12 protein-coding genes are annotated in these 15708 nt (G+C 46.8%); 10 read left to right on the top strand and 2 right to left on the bottom strand.

Features of this window, described 5'->3' with window-relative positions:
• Positions 1–3: 3 nt before the first annotated feature.
• A complete protein-coding gene (locus ABD031_RS03170) occupies positions 4–477 on the bottom strand; it encodes a ribosome maturation factor RimP (protein WP_343848352.1) in 474 nt (157 codons plus the stop codon).
• 319 nt (positions 478–796) lie between these two features.
• Between ABD031_RS03170 and ABD031_RS03165 the strand changes: the two genes are divergently transcribed.
• The 5 genes from ABD031_RS03165 (at position 797) to rodA (ending at position 6481) form a co-directional block, all read left to right on the top strand.
• Positions 797–1825, top strand: coding sequence for a rod shape-determining protein (locus tag ABD031_RS03165; RefSeq protein ID WP_343848351.1), 1029 nt, complete (start codon positions 797–799; stop codon positions 1823–1825).
• A 7-nt stretch (positions 1826–1832) separates the two neighbouring features.
• The gene (gene mreC / locus ABD031_RS03160; protein ID WP_343848350.1) at positions 1833–2672 is read left to right on the top strand and encodes a rod shape-determining protein MreC; all 840 of its coding nucleotides are present in this window, start codon (positions 1833–1835) and stop codon (positions 2670–2672) included.
• Complete coding sequence (mreD, locus tag ABD031_RS03155; RefSeq protein WP_343848349.1) at positions 2662–3183, top strand: rod shape-determining protein MreD; 522 nt, start codon at positions 2662–2664, stop codon at positions 3181–3183. Before mreC ends, mreD begins: the two co-directional genes overlap by 11 nt.
• 221 nt (positions 3184–3404) lie before the next feature.
• Entirely contained in the window at positions 3405–5207 is a 1803-nt protein-coding gene (gene mrdA / locus ABD031_RS03150) for a penicillin-binding protein 2 (RefSeq protein ID WP_343848348.1), read from the top strand.
• Positions 5207–6481: a rod shape-determining protein RodA gene (rodA, locus tag ABD031_RS03145; RefSeq protein WP_343848347.1), complete on the top strand. Its 1275-nt coding sequence runs from the start codon at positions 5207–5209 to the stop codon at positions 6479–6481. Before mrdA ends, rodA begins: the two co-directional genes overlap by 1 nt.
• A gap of 78 nt (positions 6482–6559) precedes the next feature.
• Here rodA and ABD031_RS03140 read toward each other — a convergent pair whose 3' ends face one another.
• Positions 6560–7687: a hypothetical protein gene (locus ABD031_RS03140; RefSeq protein WP_343848346.1), complete on the bottom strand. Its 1128-nt coding sequence runs from the start codon at positions 7685–7687 to the stop codon at positions 6560–6562.
• 33 nt (positions 7688–7720) lie between these two features.
• Here ABD031_RS03140 and ABD031_RS03135 point away from each other — a divergent pair, with 33 nt between their 5' ends.
• From ABD031_RS03135 to ABD031_RS03115, 5 genes are all read left to right on the top strand, one after another.
• The gene (locus ABD031_RS03135) at positions 7721–8047 is read left to right on the top strand and encodes a 2Fe-2S iron-sulfur cluster-binding protein (RefSeq protein WP_343848345.1); all 327 of its coding nucleotides are present in this window, start codon (positions 7721–7723) and stop codon (positions 8045–8047) included.
• Between the two features lie 2 nt (positions 8048–8049).
• The gene (locus tag ABD031_RS03130; RefSeq protein WP_343848344.1) at positions 8050–8634 is read left to right on the top strand and encodes a thymidine kinase; all 585 of its coding nucleotides are present in this window, start codon (positions 8050–8052) and stop codon (positions 8632–8634) included.
• Between the two features lie 249 nt (positions 8635–8883).
• On the top strand, positions 8884–9573 hold the full coding sequence (gene recO, locus ABD031_RS03125; protein ID WP_343848343.1) for a DNA repair protein RecO: 690 nt from the start codon (positions 8884–8886) through the stop codon (positions 9571–9573).
• Between the two features lie 413 nt (positions 9574–9986).
• Positions 9987–11819: a transcription termination factor Rho gene (gene rho / locus ABD031_RS03120; protein ID WP_343848342.1), complete on the top strand. Its 1833-nt coding sequence runs from the start codon at positions 9987–9989 to the stop codon at positions 11817–11819.
• A 222-nt stretch (positions 11820–12041) separates the two neighbouring features.
• Complete coding sequence (locus tag ABD031_RS03115) at positions 12042–15452, top strand: glycine-rich domain-containing protein (RefSeq protein ID WP_343848341.1); 3411 nt, start codon at positions 12042–12044, stop codon at positions 15450–15452.
• Positions 15453–15708: the final 256 nt, after the last annotated feature.

The raw sequence follows: 15708 nt of genomic DNA, 5'->3' as shown, positions 1-15708 counted from the left end.
GAGTTATTTAAAAGATACTTGTACGATAGATTTTTTGATTTCAGCAAAAGGGAAAAGGACTTCCTCTTCTGTTGCTTTTTTCCCCTTTTCCTTCTTCTTCACCAGCAGCGTCACGTTTTCCGAATCTATCTCAACTAATTTTCCGGTAACATCAGGCCCAGAGTCAAGCGTCAATTTGAGCTCGCGTCCGATATTTTTCTGATATTGCCTCCTGCTACTGAGCGGAAAGTCAACCCCAGGCGAAGAAACTTCTATTACATAGGCGTCCCCGATCATTTCTTTCGCTTCCAACTCTTCTGACACCGCCCGACTCACTTTGGAACAAGCTCGGATGGTGACCCCCTGATCCGCATCTATTAGGATCAAAAGTGTGGTTTTCCCAGCTTTTTCTTCCATTTTCACCTCCACTACAAAGTGGGATTCATCTGGAAGATGCTTTTCCACCAACTCTTCGATAGCTTGTCTCAGTTCAGTCATAAGTAAGAATAATGAAAGAGGGGACTTGTTGTCCCCTCCAGAAACTTTCGAATACGGTGCAAAAGTAATAGAAAGAATCCCGAAATACAAAACGGGCCTGTTCATTGCAGCTCAGAAACGGAATAAATCCTAAAAAATGGGCGGGGAAACGTTCAATTCCCTCCGTCACTAATTTCTTCACGTTCAAAAACAAAAAAATCTTCTTTATCTCAGTTTTGTCGATATAAGATAATAATTTTGCCGACCCACGTTTAAAAGCGGTACCCAAGTACCACCTTAAATGTCAACCTCCAGTAAAAAGCCAATCAATCAGTAAAAAATGGGATTATTTGATTTTTTCTCTAGTGATATAGCCATTGATTTGGGTACCGCAAATACCCTGATCATTCACAAGGATAAAATAGTGGTGGATGAACCATCCATCATCGCTATCGACAAGACAACCAACCGCGTGCTAGCCGTTGGCCGGGAGGCGATGAACATGCACGAGAAAACGCACGAGAACATCAAAACGATCCGCCCATTGAAGGATGGGGTAATCGCCGATTTCTATGCCGCCGAGCAGATGATTCGGGGTTTGATCAAAATGATTCCCGGCCAAAAAAGGGGTATGTTTCCCCAATCCCACCGAATGGTCATCTGCATTCCCTCAGGCATCACCGAAGTAGAGAAACGGGCCGTCCGTGACTCCGCCGAGCATGCTGGGGCCAAGGAAGTATATATGATCTATGAACCCATCGCTGCAGCAATCGGGATAGGGATCGACATCGAAAAACCCATGGGTTCTATGATCGTCGATATCGGAGGCGGTACTACTGAGATCGCGCTGATTGCGCTCTCGGGCATCGTCGCAGATCAATCTATCCGAGTGGCTGGAGATACGTTCACCAAAGATATCCTCGACTATATGCGCCGACAACATAACTTACTTATCGGTGAGCGTTCGGCTGAGAAAGTGAAAGTCGCGATCGGATCCGCCCTGACCGAGTTGGATGAGGCTCCGGAGGACTACGAAATCAGAGGACGTGACTTGATGACCGGCATTCCTAAAGTCATCAAAGTATCCTATTCGGAGATCGCTTTTGCCTTGGATAAATCAGTCTCAAAGATTGAAGAAGCTGTATTGAAGGCCTTGGAAGTTGCACCTCCGGAATTATCTGCAGACATCTATGACAATGGAATTCACCTGACTGGTGGTGGAGCACTCCTGAAAGGTCTGGACAAAAGACTGCACCAAAAAACCAAACTGCCAATCCACATTGCGGAAGATCCGTTGAGAGCAGTGGTAAGAGGTACAGGCACCGCCCTGAAAAATATCGAAAACTTCCGAACCGTCCTGATGACCTAAGTACTGAATGCTACGCATCCTCCAGTTCCTTTACCGAATAAGAGCCTTCATCCTATTCGTTTTTCTCGAAGTGGCGGCAGTCTGGATGATTGTCTCCAATAATTCTCCACAGGGTGCAGCTTTCTTCAACAGTTCCAATGCGCTGGTTGGAACTGTATTGAAGCATCAGGCTGACGTGGTTCAGTTTTTCTCCTTAGCAGAAGCCAACGAAGCCCTGACTACCGAAAATGCCGAAATCCTCCAGCAGCTTCTGGCATTACAGGTAAAACCGGACAGCATCACTCTTCCCCTAGATTCTGTATTTGCAGCGACCTACGAGTTCAGAGGTGCCCGTGTCATCGGCAACTCGCTGAGATTTTCGCAGAATTATCTCACACTTAACAAAGGCTCCAAGGACGGAGTCAAGCCAGGCATGGGAATTTTCAATCCACATGGAGTGGTGGGACGGATTAAATCTGTCTCAGAAAACTATTCCATAGCATTTTCCCTGCTCAACACCGGCTTGATGATTTCTTCAAAAATCAAATCCACGGACGTGTTTGGATCGGTTCAGTGGGACGGCAAAAGTTCTACAGAAGCTCGATTATTGTATGTCCCCAGACACGTAAGGACGCAGGAAGGCGACACGATCGTAACCTCAGGCTTCAACGCCGTATTTCCCGAAGGCCTTCAGATCGGCATCATATCACGAGTGGCGCCGGACGAAAAAGACCCCAATTACCTCAACTTGACGATCAAGCTGAGCACTGATTTCAGCCGGATCAGTTATGTGTATTTGGTTGAAAACACGCAATTCAATGAGCTGGACTCACTTGCCCGCGAATCTGAGATAATCAATGAATATTAGAAATCTGCTTTCCTACTTTCTGCTGATCATCTTTCTCAGTGTAGTTCAGGTACTATTTCTGAAAAACCTCGCACTGTTTGGAGTTGCTTTCGCTTTCATCTACTTACTTGGGATTTTGATTTTGCCGGTTTCGCTGCGACCGGTGTCATTGATCCTTATTGCTTTTGCATTGGGCTTGATCATCGATGTATTCTATGAGACGATCGGAATGCATGCCGCCGCTGCAACGTTCATGGCTTTCGCAAGATCGCTTTGGCTCAGGGCTATCAGCCCAACCGGTGGCTACGTGGAAGCAGAAGAACCCTCCATCTCTGAAATGGGCTTTGGTTGGTTTCTAAGCTATTCTCTTCCATTGATTTTTGGGTATTCCCTTATCTTTTTTACAGCCGATCAGTGGGGCACAGGCGGCCTGTTGGAGATTCTTAATAAAAGCTTTTTTTCCGCCATTTTCACCGGTCTTTTGGTTATACTTGTACAACTACTGTTCTTCAAACGGAGAAGGAGAATCTGATGAAATCGAGCATGTCCTCACTGTCAGAAACTGAGATGAGAAGAATCAATGCGAGATTCTACCAATGGAATCCCGATAGCTATCGGGACGGGACACGCCATGTGGCCTTGGAGAAACAAGAATAAACACATGAAATCGAGCATGACTAAAAAGTTACACACGGGGATGACAATATGCCGTGTGAGATTCCAACTGACCATAAAAAATCAAGTTATAAACGGATGAAAGACCAAAGACACGTAGTCATTCTCATCTTTATTTTCTTGGTGAGCGTGGTGTTGCTTATCAAGCTGTTTATGATCCAGGTGGTGGATGACAGCTTTATGAAAAGAGCTGAAAACAACGCAATCCAGCGGATTGTCGATCACCCCTATCGTGGACTTGTCTACGACCGCAACGGAAAGTTGCTGGTGTTCAACAATCCGATTTTTGATGTGATGATCGTACCTAAGGAATTCAAAGTCGGTGACACCACCCAATTTTGTGAGCTCTTCAAAATCTCCAAGGAGCAGTTGATCGAATCCTATACCGCTGCGCGAAAATATTCCTCGGTAAAACCCTCTACCCTGATCAAGCAATTCTCCACCATGGACTTTGCCAGGATTCAGGACTTTTTGGTAGACTATCCCGGGCTATTCATTACCACCCGCTCCGTACGCTCCTACCCGAGCGCCACGGCGGCACATGCACTTGGCTACATCGGAGAGATCAGCGCCGGACAGCTGGAGCGGGACACCCTGAGATACTACGCCCAGGGAGATTATGTTGGTCTCAACGGTCTGGAGCGCTTCTACGAAAATGAGCTGCGCGGCAAAAAGGGCGTCAAATACAAGATGGTCAACGTCCGCGGCGTGGACAAAGGCCCCTTCAAAGATGGTGAATACGATACCGCATCCGTAGCAGGCAAAAACATCACCTCAACGATTGACATGGAGCTACAGCTCTATGGAGAAATGTTAATGGCAGGCAAGACCGGCTCAGTGGTCGCCATCGAGCCAAAAACCGGAGAAATTCTAGCGATGATTTCTGCGCCATTCTATGACCCAAACAGCCTGACAGGTGCCGATTTTTCTAAAAACTATCGAAAACTCAGTAGCGATCCCAGCAAACCCCTCTTCAATCGGCCAATCATGGCGATGTATCCTCCCGGCTCTATCTTCAAAATCGTCCAAAGTTTGATCGGACTTCAAGAAGGCATATTGGTACCTGAGACCACCTTCGCCTGTAACAAATCATTAGTGGCTTGCCACAACCACCCCAACCCAGTCAACCTCTTTGGTGCAATCCGAAATTCCTGCAACCCCTACTATCACCAGGCCTTTCGGATGATCATCAACCAAAATGTATCCTCTAATACGTTCAAGGATACCGAAATCGGCCTGAACGCTTGGCGGGAAAGTGTATTGAAATTTGGCCTCGGAAGTTCCCTTGGGCTGGATATGGGGAATGAGAAAAGCGGGTCGATTCCGTCTAGCAAGCTCTACGACCGAGTGTATGGAGAAGGTCGCTGGAAATACTCCACCATCTATTCCCTCTCTATAGGTCAAGGCGAGATGCTTGTCACTCCACTGCAGATGGCGAATCTAGCGGCGATTTTTGCCAACAAAGGCTACTACTACACTCCTCACCTGATTAAGGAAGTAGATGGAGATCCGACCTTGATCCCGGCAAAATATCAAATCCGAAAAGATGCCGGGATCGATGCCCACCACTTCGACCTCATCCAGGATGCGATGGCCGAGGCGCTATATGGCACTGCATCCCGGGCAATTCTGAAGGACTTCGCTATTGCCGGTAAAACCGGAACCGCACAAAACCCGCATGGGGAAGATCACTCCGTTTTTATCGCCTTTGCTCCCAAGGAAGATCCTAAGATTGCGATCGCCGTGTATGTGGAAAACGCCGGATGGGGCGGACGAGCAGCAGCTTCGACCGCGTCGCTTATGATCGAGAAATACATCAAGGGAACGATCTCTCGCCCTGAGCTTCAAGAATACGTTTTGGCCGGAAATTTTATCTACTGATGCGGGAGTCTGATATTCAAATCAATAGGGTTGACTGGGTTACAGTGACCATTTATTTTGCACTGGTGATGATCGGCTGGTTCAATATCTACGCTGCCGTGTACGATGGGCAGGCGGAGAAAAGCATCTTCGACTTTTCGATCAACTCGGGGAAACAACTGGTGTGGATCGGTACAGCGATCATGTTGATCACGATCATCATGGTGGCAGATTCCCGATTTTTTGAGAATCTTTCCCTGGTCATCTACATCCTCTTCCTGGCATTGTTGGTTCTCACTCCCTTCATCGGAAAGGAAGTAAATGGGCAGACACTTTCCATCGGCTTTGGCAACTTTCGAATTCAGCCCGGAGAGTTTGCCAAATTTGCCACTGCACTTGCCTTGGCGAAGGTGATGGAGCGCCCCACCTTTGATCTTTCGAAGAAAAACTACCAAGCTATCGCCTTCGGAGTATTGTTCATCCCGGTAATACTGATCCTACTCCAACCGGATACTGGAACGGCTATGGTGTACTTTTCACTCCTTCTTATGTTTTACCGCGAAGGCCTTCCTTCCGTCTTCTTTTTATTGGGCTTCGGGCTGGTGGCGATTGTACTCCTGGCATTGGGAATCGAAAACAACCTTTACCTCGCCGGAGCGATTGTAGTGGTTACGTTGGTGTTGATTTTTTTGGGAAAGAGAACCTGGCAGCGGACCGTCGCCTTTTCACTCATAGGACTTGGGCTGATTGCATTTATCTACTCCATTGACTTCGTGGTATCCAAGCTCCCCGAACACCAGCAAAACCGGATTATGGTACTATTCAACCCTAACCTTGATCCATTAGGAGTCGGGTGGAATGTTACACAGTCCAAAATTGCGATTGGCTCAGGGGGTCTATTCGGAAAAGGCTATCTGGAGGGAACCCAGACAAAATTTGATTTCGTGCCTGAGCAGCACACGGATTTTATTTTCTGTACACTCGGAGAGGAATTTGGCTGGGTAGGAAGCTTCGTAGTCATCGCGCTTTTCGTAGGCTTACTGTATCGGCTGATCTTCATGGCAGAGCGCCAAAAAACCCGATTCACGAGGATCTACGGCTATTGCGTGGTGTCGATCCTATTATTCCACTTCATGATTAATATCGCAATGACCATTGGCCTGTTCCCAGTCGTAGGGATTCCCCTGCCGTTTTTTAGCTACGGAGGTTCGTCGCTTTGGTCGTTTACGGTTTTGCTTTTCATCTTTATCAAGATGGATTCCTCCAGAGCGACTCAGCTGGGCCGATTGGGGTAAAAAAAGTAGTGAGCGGTAACTTGTGACCACTTACTACTTTCCCACAATGCTTGAGGATCCCTCTTATTTTCAGCTAGCTCAACTCGTGTACTTTCTGTAGATCAACTGCACGAATTCCCGCACCACATCAGAATCCGGATCCCAACCCAATTCCGACATATACCTGGTATTGATCAAGTCAACCGCCGATTCAAATGAACCCGCCTCCTCAATGGCCTTCAAGCCATGACGGAGCAAGTCGGCATTGCCGTCAAAAAGCTCTTTGGTAAACATAAACCGCTGGTTCAGGGCTAAACTCTCGGAAAGCTCACCTTTTATTCCGGCCATGCCTCTATAGGATTCGGAGGCAAAATGTGACTTAAGTTTGGAGGCATTGAGCTGGGTTCCATTGCTCGGCGCATCGATCTTCGGTGGAGAAACGGCTTTCACAACCGGCTCAGGAATCTCCGGCTTAGCTTCTGAACTCGATGAAGCTTTGGCAGGTGCTTCGGCCGCTATCTTTTCAAAAAAATTTGATTCCCGCTCTAAGATCGGCTCCGCCACCACTTCTTCTTTTGGTGCAGCTTCTTGCGGCGCAGCCACCTCAGCCACCAGATACTGATCTACATCAAAGGCCTTTACATCACCCAAAGTCGCCAGCAGGAGGTTGACAGATTCAAAGGAATCTTTCATGACTTGGTAGTTGGCTGCGACAGCCCGCTGATAGGAACTTTCATCGTGCCCAAATCCGGTCTTATCAATGAGAAATACCACCGCCTTGTCGTGCCACTTGTAGTACTTTTTGTTTTCCTTTAGATATTCGCTGATCTTCCCTTTTGGGGCTTTGTTGATTTCATTTTGGTAAAAAGTCACCGGGTCTGTAGCCACCTGTATGGCTTGGGCAACGGCTACTTTGACCAACGGTTCCAGATTAGCCCGCTCGACTTTGATTCTGCGCGAAAGTACGTTCATAAACTGCGTCAGCGCTTCGTGCACGGCAATGTCCCGATAGTCGAAATAGGGGCTGCTTTTCAGCATTGCCAGCTCCTCCTGCCAAAGCTCAAACAGGCTTTTGATAATAAAAAAATTGACCTGCGTGCTGCTCGTCAGCTGAATGATATCCTGGCCAGTGATAAATTGGCGTCCAGAGAAAAATCGCTCGCAAACCAACTGAGCATATTCATTGGAATAATTTTCTAAATAATTGCTGTTAATTTGAACTGTCATGTGTGGGTCTTGTTTTCAAAATCAAACGAACAAATGCCCCGATTAGTCATTCAAAACCTGGGAAATCTTACGATTGCTACGGAGCACGTTGATCGTAAAGTTATCGAATTAATTCATGAAAACGGCACGGACTGGATGCATGCCTGTGGGAAAAAAGGCCGGTGTACGACCTGTAAAATGAGCGTGGTCAAAGGACAGGAAAACCTGTCCACTGAGACCGAATCCGAGCTGCTGTACAGAAACCAAAACCGTCTAAAACCCAACGAGAGACTCGCCTGCCAAAGTATTCTTCTGAAGGGAGAACTCCATATCCGCGTGGCCGAAACCAACAAATTTCCCCATCTAGCCTATACCGAGTAACGATGTTTATAGAGCCTTCCCTGAGCAGCCGCAGGAAATCCGAGCGAAAAGGACAGATCGAGGTCATCTGCGGGTCGATGTTTTCCGGAAAAACCGAAGAACTGATCCGGAGGCTTACCCGGGCAAAACTAGCCAAGCAAAAGGTAGAAATCTTCAAGCCATCCATTGACAAACGATACCATGAATCGGACGTCGTCTCGCACAACGAAAACACCATCCGCTCCACCCCGGTGCAGTTTGCAGGAGACATTCTCCTGCTCTCCGGCGACTGCGACGTGGTCGGAATCGACGAGACGCAGTTTTTCGACGAGGAAATCGTCCGGGTCGTACAGCTCCTGGCCAATCAAGGCAGGCGGGTGATCCTGGCGGGCCTGGACATGGACTTTGAAGGTAGGCCATTCGAGCCGATGCCTCGCCTGATGGCGATTGCCGAATACGTGACCAAGGTCCATGCGATCTGCATGAAGTGCGGGGACTTGGCGGCGTTTTCACTTCGGCTCTCAGAAGCTAAAGAAAAAGTAGTCCTGGGAGAAAAGGAAAGCTACGAAGCCCGGTGCAGAAAGTGCTTTTTGGAGGATAAGAAGTGAATGAGTAGCTAGACATAAGTATCAAGACGCTAGATTGTAAAAGCAATAACCAAATGTCCGAGACTTCCGATGTCGGCGCCCGATATCGGGTCGACAGCTGTGTCAGGTCGTGCGCCTGCCTGCGGAAGGCAGGGAGTCGAGACTCGGATCGAATAATAATACTTAGCATTCGCTATTCGAGATTGAGAAAGATCGATATCCGTTGTGGGTCTTCAATTTCTAATCTCAAATTTCAAATCCCTAACCCGAATGATCCGAAAAACTTCAGGAATAGTACTCAGTTCGATCCGATACAAGGACACCAGCATCATCGTTAAGATTTTCACCCGCGAATTGGGCCTGAAATCCTACTTGATCAATGGTGTCCGAAGCATGGGCAAGGGATCCAAGATCGCCCTATACCAACCGCTCACTTTATTGGACTTGGTCGTCTATGACAAAGCAAACGCGGGACTCCACCGTGTGTCTGAAGCTAAGCTCCAGCATGCAAATCAGCGGATACCTTTTGAGTTTGCCAGAACAAGCATCGCACTATTCATGACTGAAGTAATCAACCGGAGCATCTACGAAAACTACCAAAATGAAGATTTATTCGACTTTCTGGCCGAGAGTGTCGTTTTGCTAGACCTGCCCGATGCGAAGCTTTCGATATTCCCCTTGGTCTTTCTGATCGAAAATGCCAGGTATTTGGGCTTTGCACCCGAAGAAGCGAAAGGCTTCCTATTAGAATCCAAGAATCAGCCATTTAGTCCGTCGGAACAAACGCTGATTCTCGAATCTTTGACGACGCTTATGGAAAACAGTTTTTACGCTTCGCTGAAAATACCGGTCGCGCTGCGTCGCAAACTGCTTGATCACTTACTTGACTTCTATGCCGAACACTTGGATAATCCAAGCTTATTCAAATCCCTGGCGATAATCCGGCAATTGATGGAGTGAGCAGCTGTTCCAAATCTTAAGCGGTAGTGGCGCTAAGCTAGTCGGGGTGTCGTTTTTCGGTGTAGATTGTCCATTATCCCAAATCACGAAAACCTAGTACTAAGTGCAGGCTGCCGGGATGTGTCAGCAGACGCGTACCTACTGCAATCATTCTCAAAACTACCCCCTTGGAACCATCACTAGGTAACCACAGGATCAATTTCAAATCGAATTCCCATAACATTCATATCCCCAAGGACAAACAAAAAATTTGTTAATTCCAAATACAACGGTTAATATTGCGCTATCGCCGTGTGTGAGCAAGTCAGCCCGCTTTGACTTGAGTTTTTCCTGCAGACCTTTTTTGCTCAGAAAATCATCCACGTTCCCAAAAACCGCATTTTACATCATCATACTTATTTCATACCCTCTTTATGTATAACATAGAAGAACTCAGAATCAGGCTTTTGTCTGAACTGAAGGATATTGCTGAGGAGCTAGGAGTGAAGAACTTCAAGAGCCTCAAGAAGGACGAGCTTGTCTACGCTATCCTTGATCAGCAGGCCATTACCCCTGAGCAAGCCCTCCCTAAGAAAAAGCCTTCCGCCTCAGAAACCCCAAACGCTGAGTCCGAAAAACCCTCCCCTCCTCCCGCACCAAGTGCCCCGTCAGCAGAAGAAGCCGCTGAATTCAAACCAAAATTCAGAAGACAAAACGTAACAGAAATACCTGCAGCTCCTGAACCGGAAAAGTCCGAATCTGCGGCGCCGGCAGCTTCTCAAGAGCCAAAGCCCGCCAAGCAGGATTGGAAGCAAAAAAGAGAAGAACGACCAGCCTTCGAGAAAAAAGAAACGAAGCCAGCTCAGGACAAGAAGGAAACTCAATCTGAAAAAGCTGAAGCACCCGCCACAGAGGAACCAAAAACTTTCAGACCTCGTCGTAGAGCATTTGAGGAAGTAGATGTCACTGCAAATGCCTCCGCCGAGACACCTGCCGCTCCCGCTCCTGCCCAAGGACCCGCTCCCCGGGCTGAGTCTGAGGTTGAGCTGCCAAAACGCAAAAACTTTCGTTCGCCAGATGAGGCGATGGCTCCCGCAGCCGAGACTTTTCACAATCCAAACCGCAAAAAACCTTTCGTAAGCCCTAGAGAGTTTGACGGGGTAATCGAAAATGAAGGCGTACTGGAGATGATGCAAGAAGGCTACGGCTTCCTTCGTTCTCTGGACTACAACTACTTGGCTTCTCCAGACGATATTTACGTATCTCCCAGCCAGGTGAAACTTTTTGGACTGAAGACCGGTGATCATATCAAAGGCTCCATCCGTCCTCCAAAAGAAGGAGAAAAGTATTTTGCCCTTCTGAAAATAACGACCTGCAACGGTAAAACCACAGACGAAATTCGTGACCGTGTTCCTTTCGAATACCTCACGCCTCTTTTTCCGGAGGAAAGATTAAATCTCTCCACCAAAGCAGATGGCTACTCTACTAGGATCCTCGACCTCTTTGCTCCTATCGGAAAGGGTCAGCGTGGTATGATCGTGGCTCAGCCCAAGACCGGTAAGACCGTCTTGCTCCAGCAGATTGCCAACGCCATCACCAAAAACCACCCCGAAGTTCACTTGATGATCCTCCTGATCGACGAGCGTCCCGAGGAAGTGACAGACATGGCTCGTTCGGTAAACGCCGAGGTGATCTCCTCGACGTTTGACGAGACGGCAGACCGACATGTGAAAGTATCCAATATCGTCTTGGAAAAAGCAAAGCGAATGGTGGAAGTAGGCCACGACGTGGTGATCCTCTTGGATTCCATCACCCGACTTGCCCGTGCACACAACACCGTGGTTCCAAGTTCAGGAAAGATCCTTTCCGGAGGGGTGGACGCCAATGCACTACACAAGCCTAAGCGTTTCTTTGGCGCTGCGCGAAATGTAGAAAACGGTGGCTCCCTGACTATCATCGCCACGGCGCTCGTAGAGACCGGTTCCAAGATGGACGAGGTGATCTTCGAAGAATTCAAAGGTACCGGCAACATGGAACTTGCGCTGGACAGAAAACTTGCCAACCGCAGAATCTATCCTGCGATCGATGTGCTGGGTTCTGGCACGAGAAGAGAAGACCTCTTGATGGACAAAGAAGAAATGCAGCGTGTCTGGATCCTCCGCAAGCTGATGAGCGACATGAACTCCCAGGAGTCTATGGAATTCCTGCTCAACAGAATGAAAGGAACCCGCGACAATGCGGAGTTTTTGATCAGCATGAACGGATAAATTCAGCGAAGTTTAAGAGTAGCAACCCGATTCGAAAGGATCGGGTTTTTTTGTACTATTTCGTGAGATTCAAATTTTTGTTTCTCAATACTCCAATCAGTCTGGGACAAACTTGTTGTTTTTTCAACAAAACTTGGAATGGACGGCCCTTCGGCCTATTTTTGTACCTTGATCTCAGCGCGCACCCTACTCTAAAAACACACTCATCCAACTCCTGAAAGCATGCTTAAAAGCATTCCCAGCGCTTTTCTGTTGATTTTTTTTGCCCTTCTTGGCATGGGAGAGGTGTGGGGACAGACTTTTACTTCTAATTCAAATGGCGATTGGACCACTACTCCTGGATCTCGATGGACACGAACAAATCCCAATTCATGCGCTACCCAATATACTAGTCCACCGCCAACAAATGCTTCTAATATTTCTTGCGCAATTGATGTAATAATAAATCATACGATCACAAAAACTGGTTATAATCAATTCGCTCAGAGATTCCGTTCTTTAAGAATAAATAGTACCGGATATTTAAATTTCACAGGAAATACGATTATAGAATTCACTAACAACGCATATGGTGCAGTGGATATTATTATTGACGGAGGAACACTTGAAATCTATGATTTAAATTTAATTAACGGAGCTAAGATTCAAGTAATTAATGGAGGCAAGTTAATAGTAAGAAATAACCTTACTACCAGTGGTAGTTCCACTCAAATAATTGTGGATACTTCCTCAAGTATTTCTGTTGGCAATGATACAACAATTGCTTCTGGCCACTATCTAAATATCAATGGCTCCTTTTCTTCCAAAAATTTAATTTCAAATAGTGCAATTACCACTATTTCTAGTACGGCAAATGTCACTATTGCCAATGATTTCAACCTTAATTCCAGCGGATCCTTGTCCTTATCCGGAGATGCGAAATTAAAAGTTGGGAGAGATTTTACATCGAGTGGCTCCGCCTCCTTTGCTTCCAATGGGAATACAACTTTAGAAATAGGGAGAGATTTTACCCAAGGCAGTAGCGGTGCTTTTAGTTTCAATAATACAAATACAAGTATTAGTCGAAATTTCACTAATACAGGCAGTGGACCCAGCACATTTTTAGGTGATGCCATTTTAGACGTGGATGGAAATTTTTCTACTTCAAATGGATCTATAGATTTCACCAATAGTACCAAAGTAACTATTGATGGAAATGTAACGCAATCTGCGGGCGGAATATATGCACGTGATTATTCTGATATTCGGGTTAGTGGAAACATTAATTCGACAGGTGGCAGCTATTTTGGGTCATCAAATAGTTTTTTAGGAGTAAATGGAAATCATACTATCTCAAATTATACGGCAAGCTACAATCTATCCAATAATGCACAAATCCAGGTAAGCGGTACGACTACAAGTCCATGGAATAGTTTATATGTCTCTGACAATGCTTGTTACAAATCAAACAATAGGGCAGAAGGTGTTGCATGTGTATTGTGTGGAGAAACTTACATAGCCGACGGTACTTTTTATGTGCCAGCAGGTGTTACGCAAATTACAATAGAGGTATGGGGAGGAGGAGGAGCTGGGGCTTCTGGTAATGTAATAACCGCTGGAGGTGGCGGCGGTGGATATTCGCGAAGAACATTCTCGGTTACTCCAGGTCAAGCATTGGCCGTTTATGTGGGAAAAGGTGGTGTTGCTAATTCTGCTCTCCAAGCAAATAGAGATGGAGCGCTTTCTTATGTCTCCGTTAATAGTAGCGAACCACTTCCCGATAGAATTACAAATTCAATAATTTTCGCAAATGGTGGCAAGTCTCCAAATCCTATCACAAGTTCAGGACTCGGGGGTTCAGCATTATCAAGTAGTGATCTCGCCTCAAGACCAAATTCAGTATCCTATAAGGGGGGTGATGGAAAAGCTCCTGGGAGTGCTAGTGGAGGGGGAGGTTCTGCTGCTGCAGATAACGGACCAGGTAATAATGGACAGGATCCTCCTCCTAATGGTGGAGCTAAGCCAAGTGGAAAAGGAGGTCCGGGTGGAAATGGCAACTATTATAATAATAACGGTTTTCAACCTACCTCAGGAACTTATGCTGGTGGCGGGGGTGGAGCATATGGAATCACAGGGTCTAACAAAGTTGGAGGAAGTGGAGCAGGAGGTTTAGTTGTTATAAGCTTTACCTGTCCCTATGTGGAACCTTGCACAAGAGTAGTCGACTATGGAATCAGCGGCGACTATTTTATAGTAGAATATTTCTGCGATGGAAAATGGGCTGCACCAGAGGGATTAGATGAGTATGAAGTTATGCTGGTAGGCGGAGGTGGGGCCGGCGGGAGAACGGAGAATGCTTCAGAAACTGGCCAAGCTGGCGGTGGCGGCGGAGGTGGTGCTGTTGTTTTTCCACCCAAATTTATTATTTCTGGAAGTGGGATTCCAGCGGGTGCTAATTATGAAATAAAAGTAGGAGCAGGCGGGACCGGTAATTCCATAGTGGACTCCTTAAGAAATGGAGAAAATTCGTCCTTCAATAATGGCGTAGAATATATAGCAGGTGGAGGTGCAGGCGGTGGAATTTCTTTGTCAGGTTCTTTAAATGGTTTGAATGGGACAAACTCATCTTCTGGAGGAGGAGGGGCAGCCAGGAAAGGAAGTGCTGCCGGAATAGGTGGTCTTGGTAATACACCTGGATATAATGGTGGGGTAGCAAAAACCACTGGAAGTTCACAAAACCAGTATGGCGGCGGTGGCGGCGGAGCTGGTGAAGTAGGGTTTTCTGTGAATGCATCTGATGGAGGTCCAGGCGGAAAGGGACTATTAAACACTTTTAAAGGAATCAGCAATTATTTTGGAGCAGGCGGCGGAGGCGGCTCTGCTTCAACCAGCAAGACTGGTGGCGCGGGCGGCACGGGTGGAGGAGGAAAAGGAGGTAAACCTGATGAAAATGCTGCAAATGGGTCGGCTAATACTGGCTCTGGAGGTGGTGGGGGTGGTGGAGCAAATAAAGCTGGAGGTGATGGTGGCTCTGGAATTGTTATTATAAGATATCCTGTCTACCGCATCCTCCCCGTAGAATTCCTTCATTTCAACGCTACCTACCAAAAAGCCGATCACTCAGGACTTCTAATCTGGTCCACTGCCAAAGAATGGGAAAACTCCCATTTTGAAATCGAGCGGGCAGTGAATACTGTGAAAACTTGGGAAACTATCGGGCGTGTAGAGGGCAACGGATATTCCGATATGCCTGTGGAATACAAGTTCATCGACACGGATCTACCAAAATCCGGAGGAAATGTATTCTATCGGCTGAAGCAAATAGACTACTCCGCCAGATACAGCTATAGCAACACTCGGGCGATTCACCTTCCGCTTGTAGAATCTGAGCAAAGATGGATCGTCTACCCCAATCCTACCAATGGTCAAGATATCCAACTGGTATCGCGAGACAATGCCGATTTTACAGAGGAATCGTCTATGCAGCTTAGCCTAAGTACAAGTTTGGGCCAGCAGGAGAGTATTCCAGGAACGACACTTGTCGAAATAAACCAAAACCTCAGCGCGTCCCTTCGTCAAAAACCTGCCGGACTATACCTCCTCTTGATACGATGGGGAAATAACCTGCAAACCCTACGAATTGTAAAAAATTAATCTGCATTTACAGAATTCTGCCAGCCAACAAAATTTCCCGGTCAATGGGCCATTTAGAGCGATGTTGCGTTTTTGGCCATTGTTGAAGATTCGTGGTTTTTTTTAAGGCGGCAACTGGCCAAGCACCCCGTTCTGAAAAAATTTAAAATTCATTTTTTTGTATTTGAAATATTAACATTACTTTTGCACCGTACTAACCGCCCCTCTTCTTTCTTTTTGAAAAAAGATAAAAAAACACCCACACCCAGGATCTCCT

The organism is Algoriphagus jejuensis (assembly GCF_039523455.1).
GTDB classification, from domain to species: Bacteria; Bacteroidota; Bacteroidia; order Cytophagales; family Cyclobacteriaceae; genus Algoriphagus; species Algoriphagus jejuensis.
Note: the sequence above shows the minus strand (reverse complement) of the source record. Positions and strands in the feature narration are given on the sequence as shown.

What these genes read in the sequence shown, in the direction of transcription:
- recO (WP_343848343.1), top strand. Translation starts at nt 8,884, where the DNA reads ATGATCCGAAAAACTTCAGGAATAGTACTCAGTTCGATCCGATACAAG.
- ABD031_RS03115 (WP_343848341.1), top strand. Translation starts at nt 12,042, where the DNA reads ATGCTTAAAAGCATTCCCAGCGCTTTTCTGTTGATTTTTTTTGCCCTT.
- ABD031_RS03165 (WP_343848351.1), top strand. Translation starts at nt 797, where the DNA reads ATGGGATTATTTGATTTTTTCTCTAGTGATATAGCCATTGATTTGGGT.
- mrdA (WP_343848348.1), top strand. Translation starts at nt 3,405, where the DNA reads ATGAAAGACCAAAGACACGTAGTCATTCTCATCTTTATTTTCTTGGTG.
- ABD031_RS03170 (WP_343848352.1), bottom strand. Translation starts at nt 477, where the DNA reads ATGACTGAACTGAGACAAGCTATCGAAGAGTTGGTGGAAAAGCATCTT.
- rho (WP_343848342.1), top strand. Translation starts at nt 9,987, where the DNA reads ATGTATAACATAGAAGAACTCAGAATCAGGCTTTTGTCTGAACTGAAG.
- ABD031_RS03135 (WP_343848345.1), top strand. Translation starts at nt 7,721, where the DNA reads ATGCCCCGATTAGTCATTCAAAACCTGGGAAATCTTACGATTGCTACG.
- mreD (WP_343848349.1), top strand. Translation starts at nt 2,662, where the DNA reads ATGAATATTAGAAATCTGCTTTCCTACTTTCTGCTGATCATCTTTCTC.
- ABD031_RS03130 (WP_343848344.1), top strand. Translation starts at nt 8,050, where the DNA reads ATGTTTATAGAGCCTTCCCTGAGCAGCCGCAGGAAATCCGAGCGAAAA.
- rodA (WP_343848347.1), top strand. Translation starts at nt 5,207, where the DNA reads ATGCGGGAGTCTGATATTCAAATCAATAGGGTTGACTGGGTTACAGTG.
- ABD031_RS03140 (WP_343848346.1), bottom strand. Translation starts at nt 7,687, where the DNA reads ATGACAGTTCAAATTAACAGCAATTATTTAGAAAATTATTCCAATGAA.
- mreC (WP_343848350.1), top strand. Translation starts at nt 1,833, where the DNA reads ATGCTACGCATCCTCCAGTTCCTTTACCGAATAAGAGCCTTCATCCTA.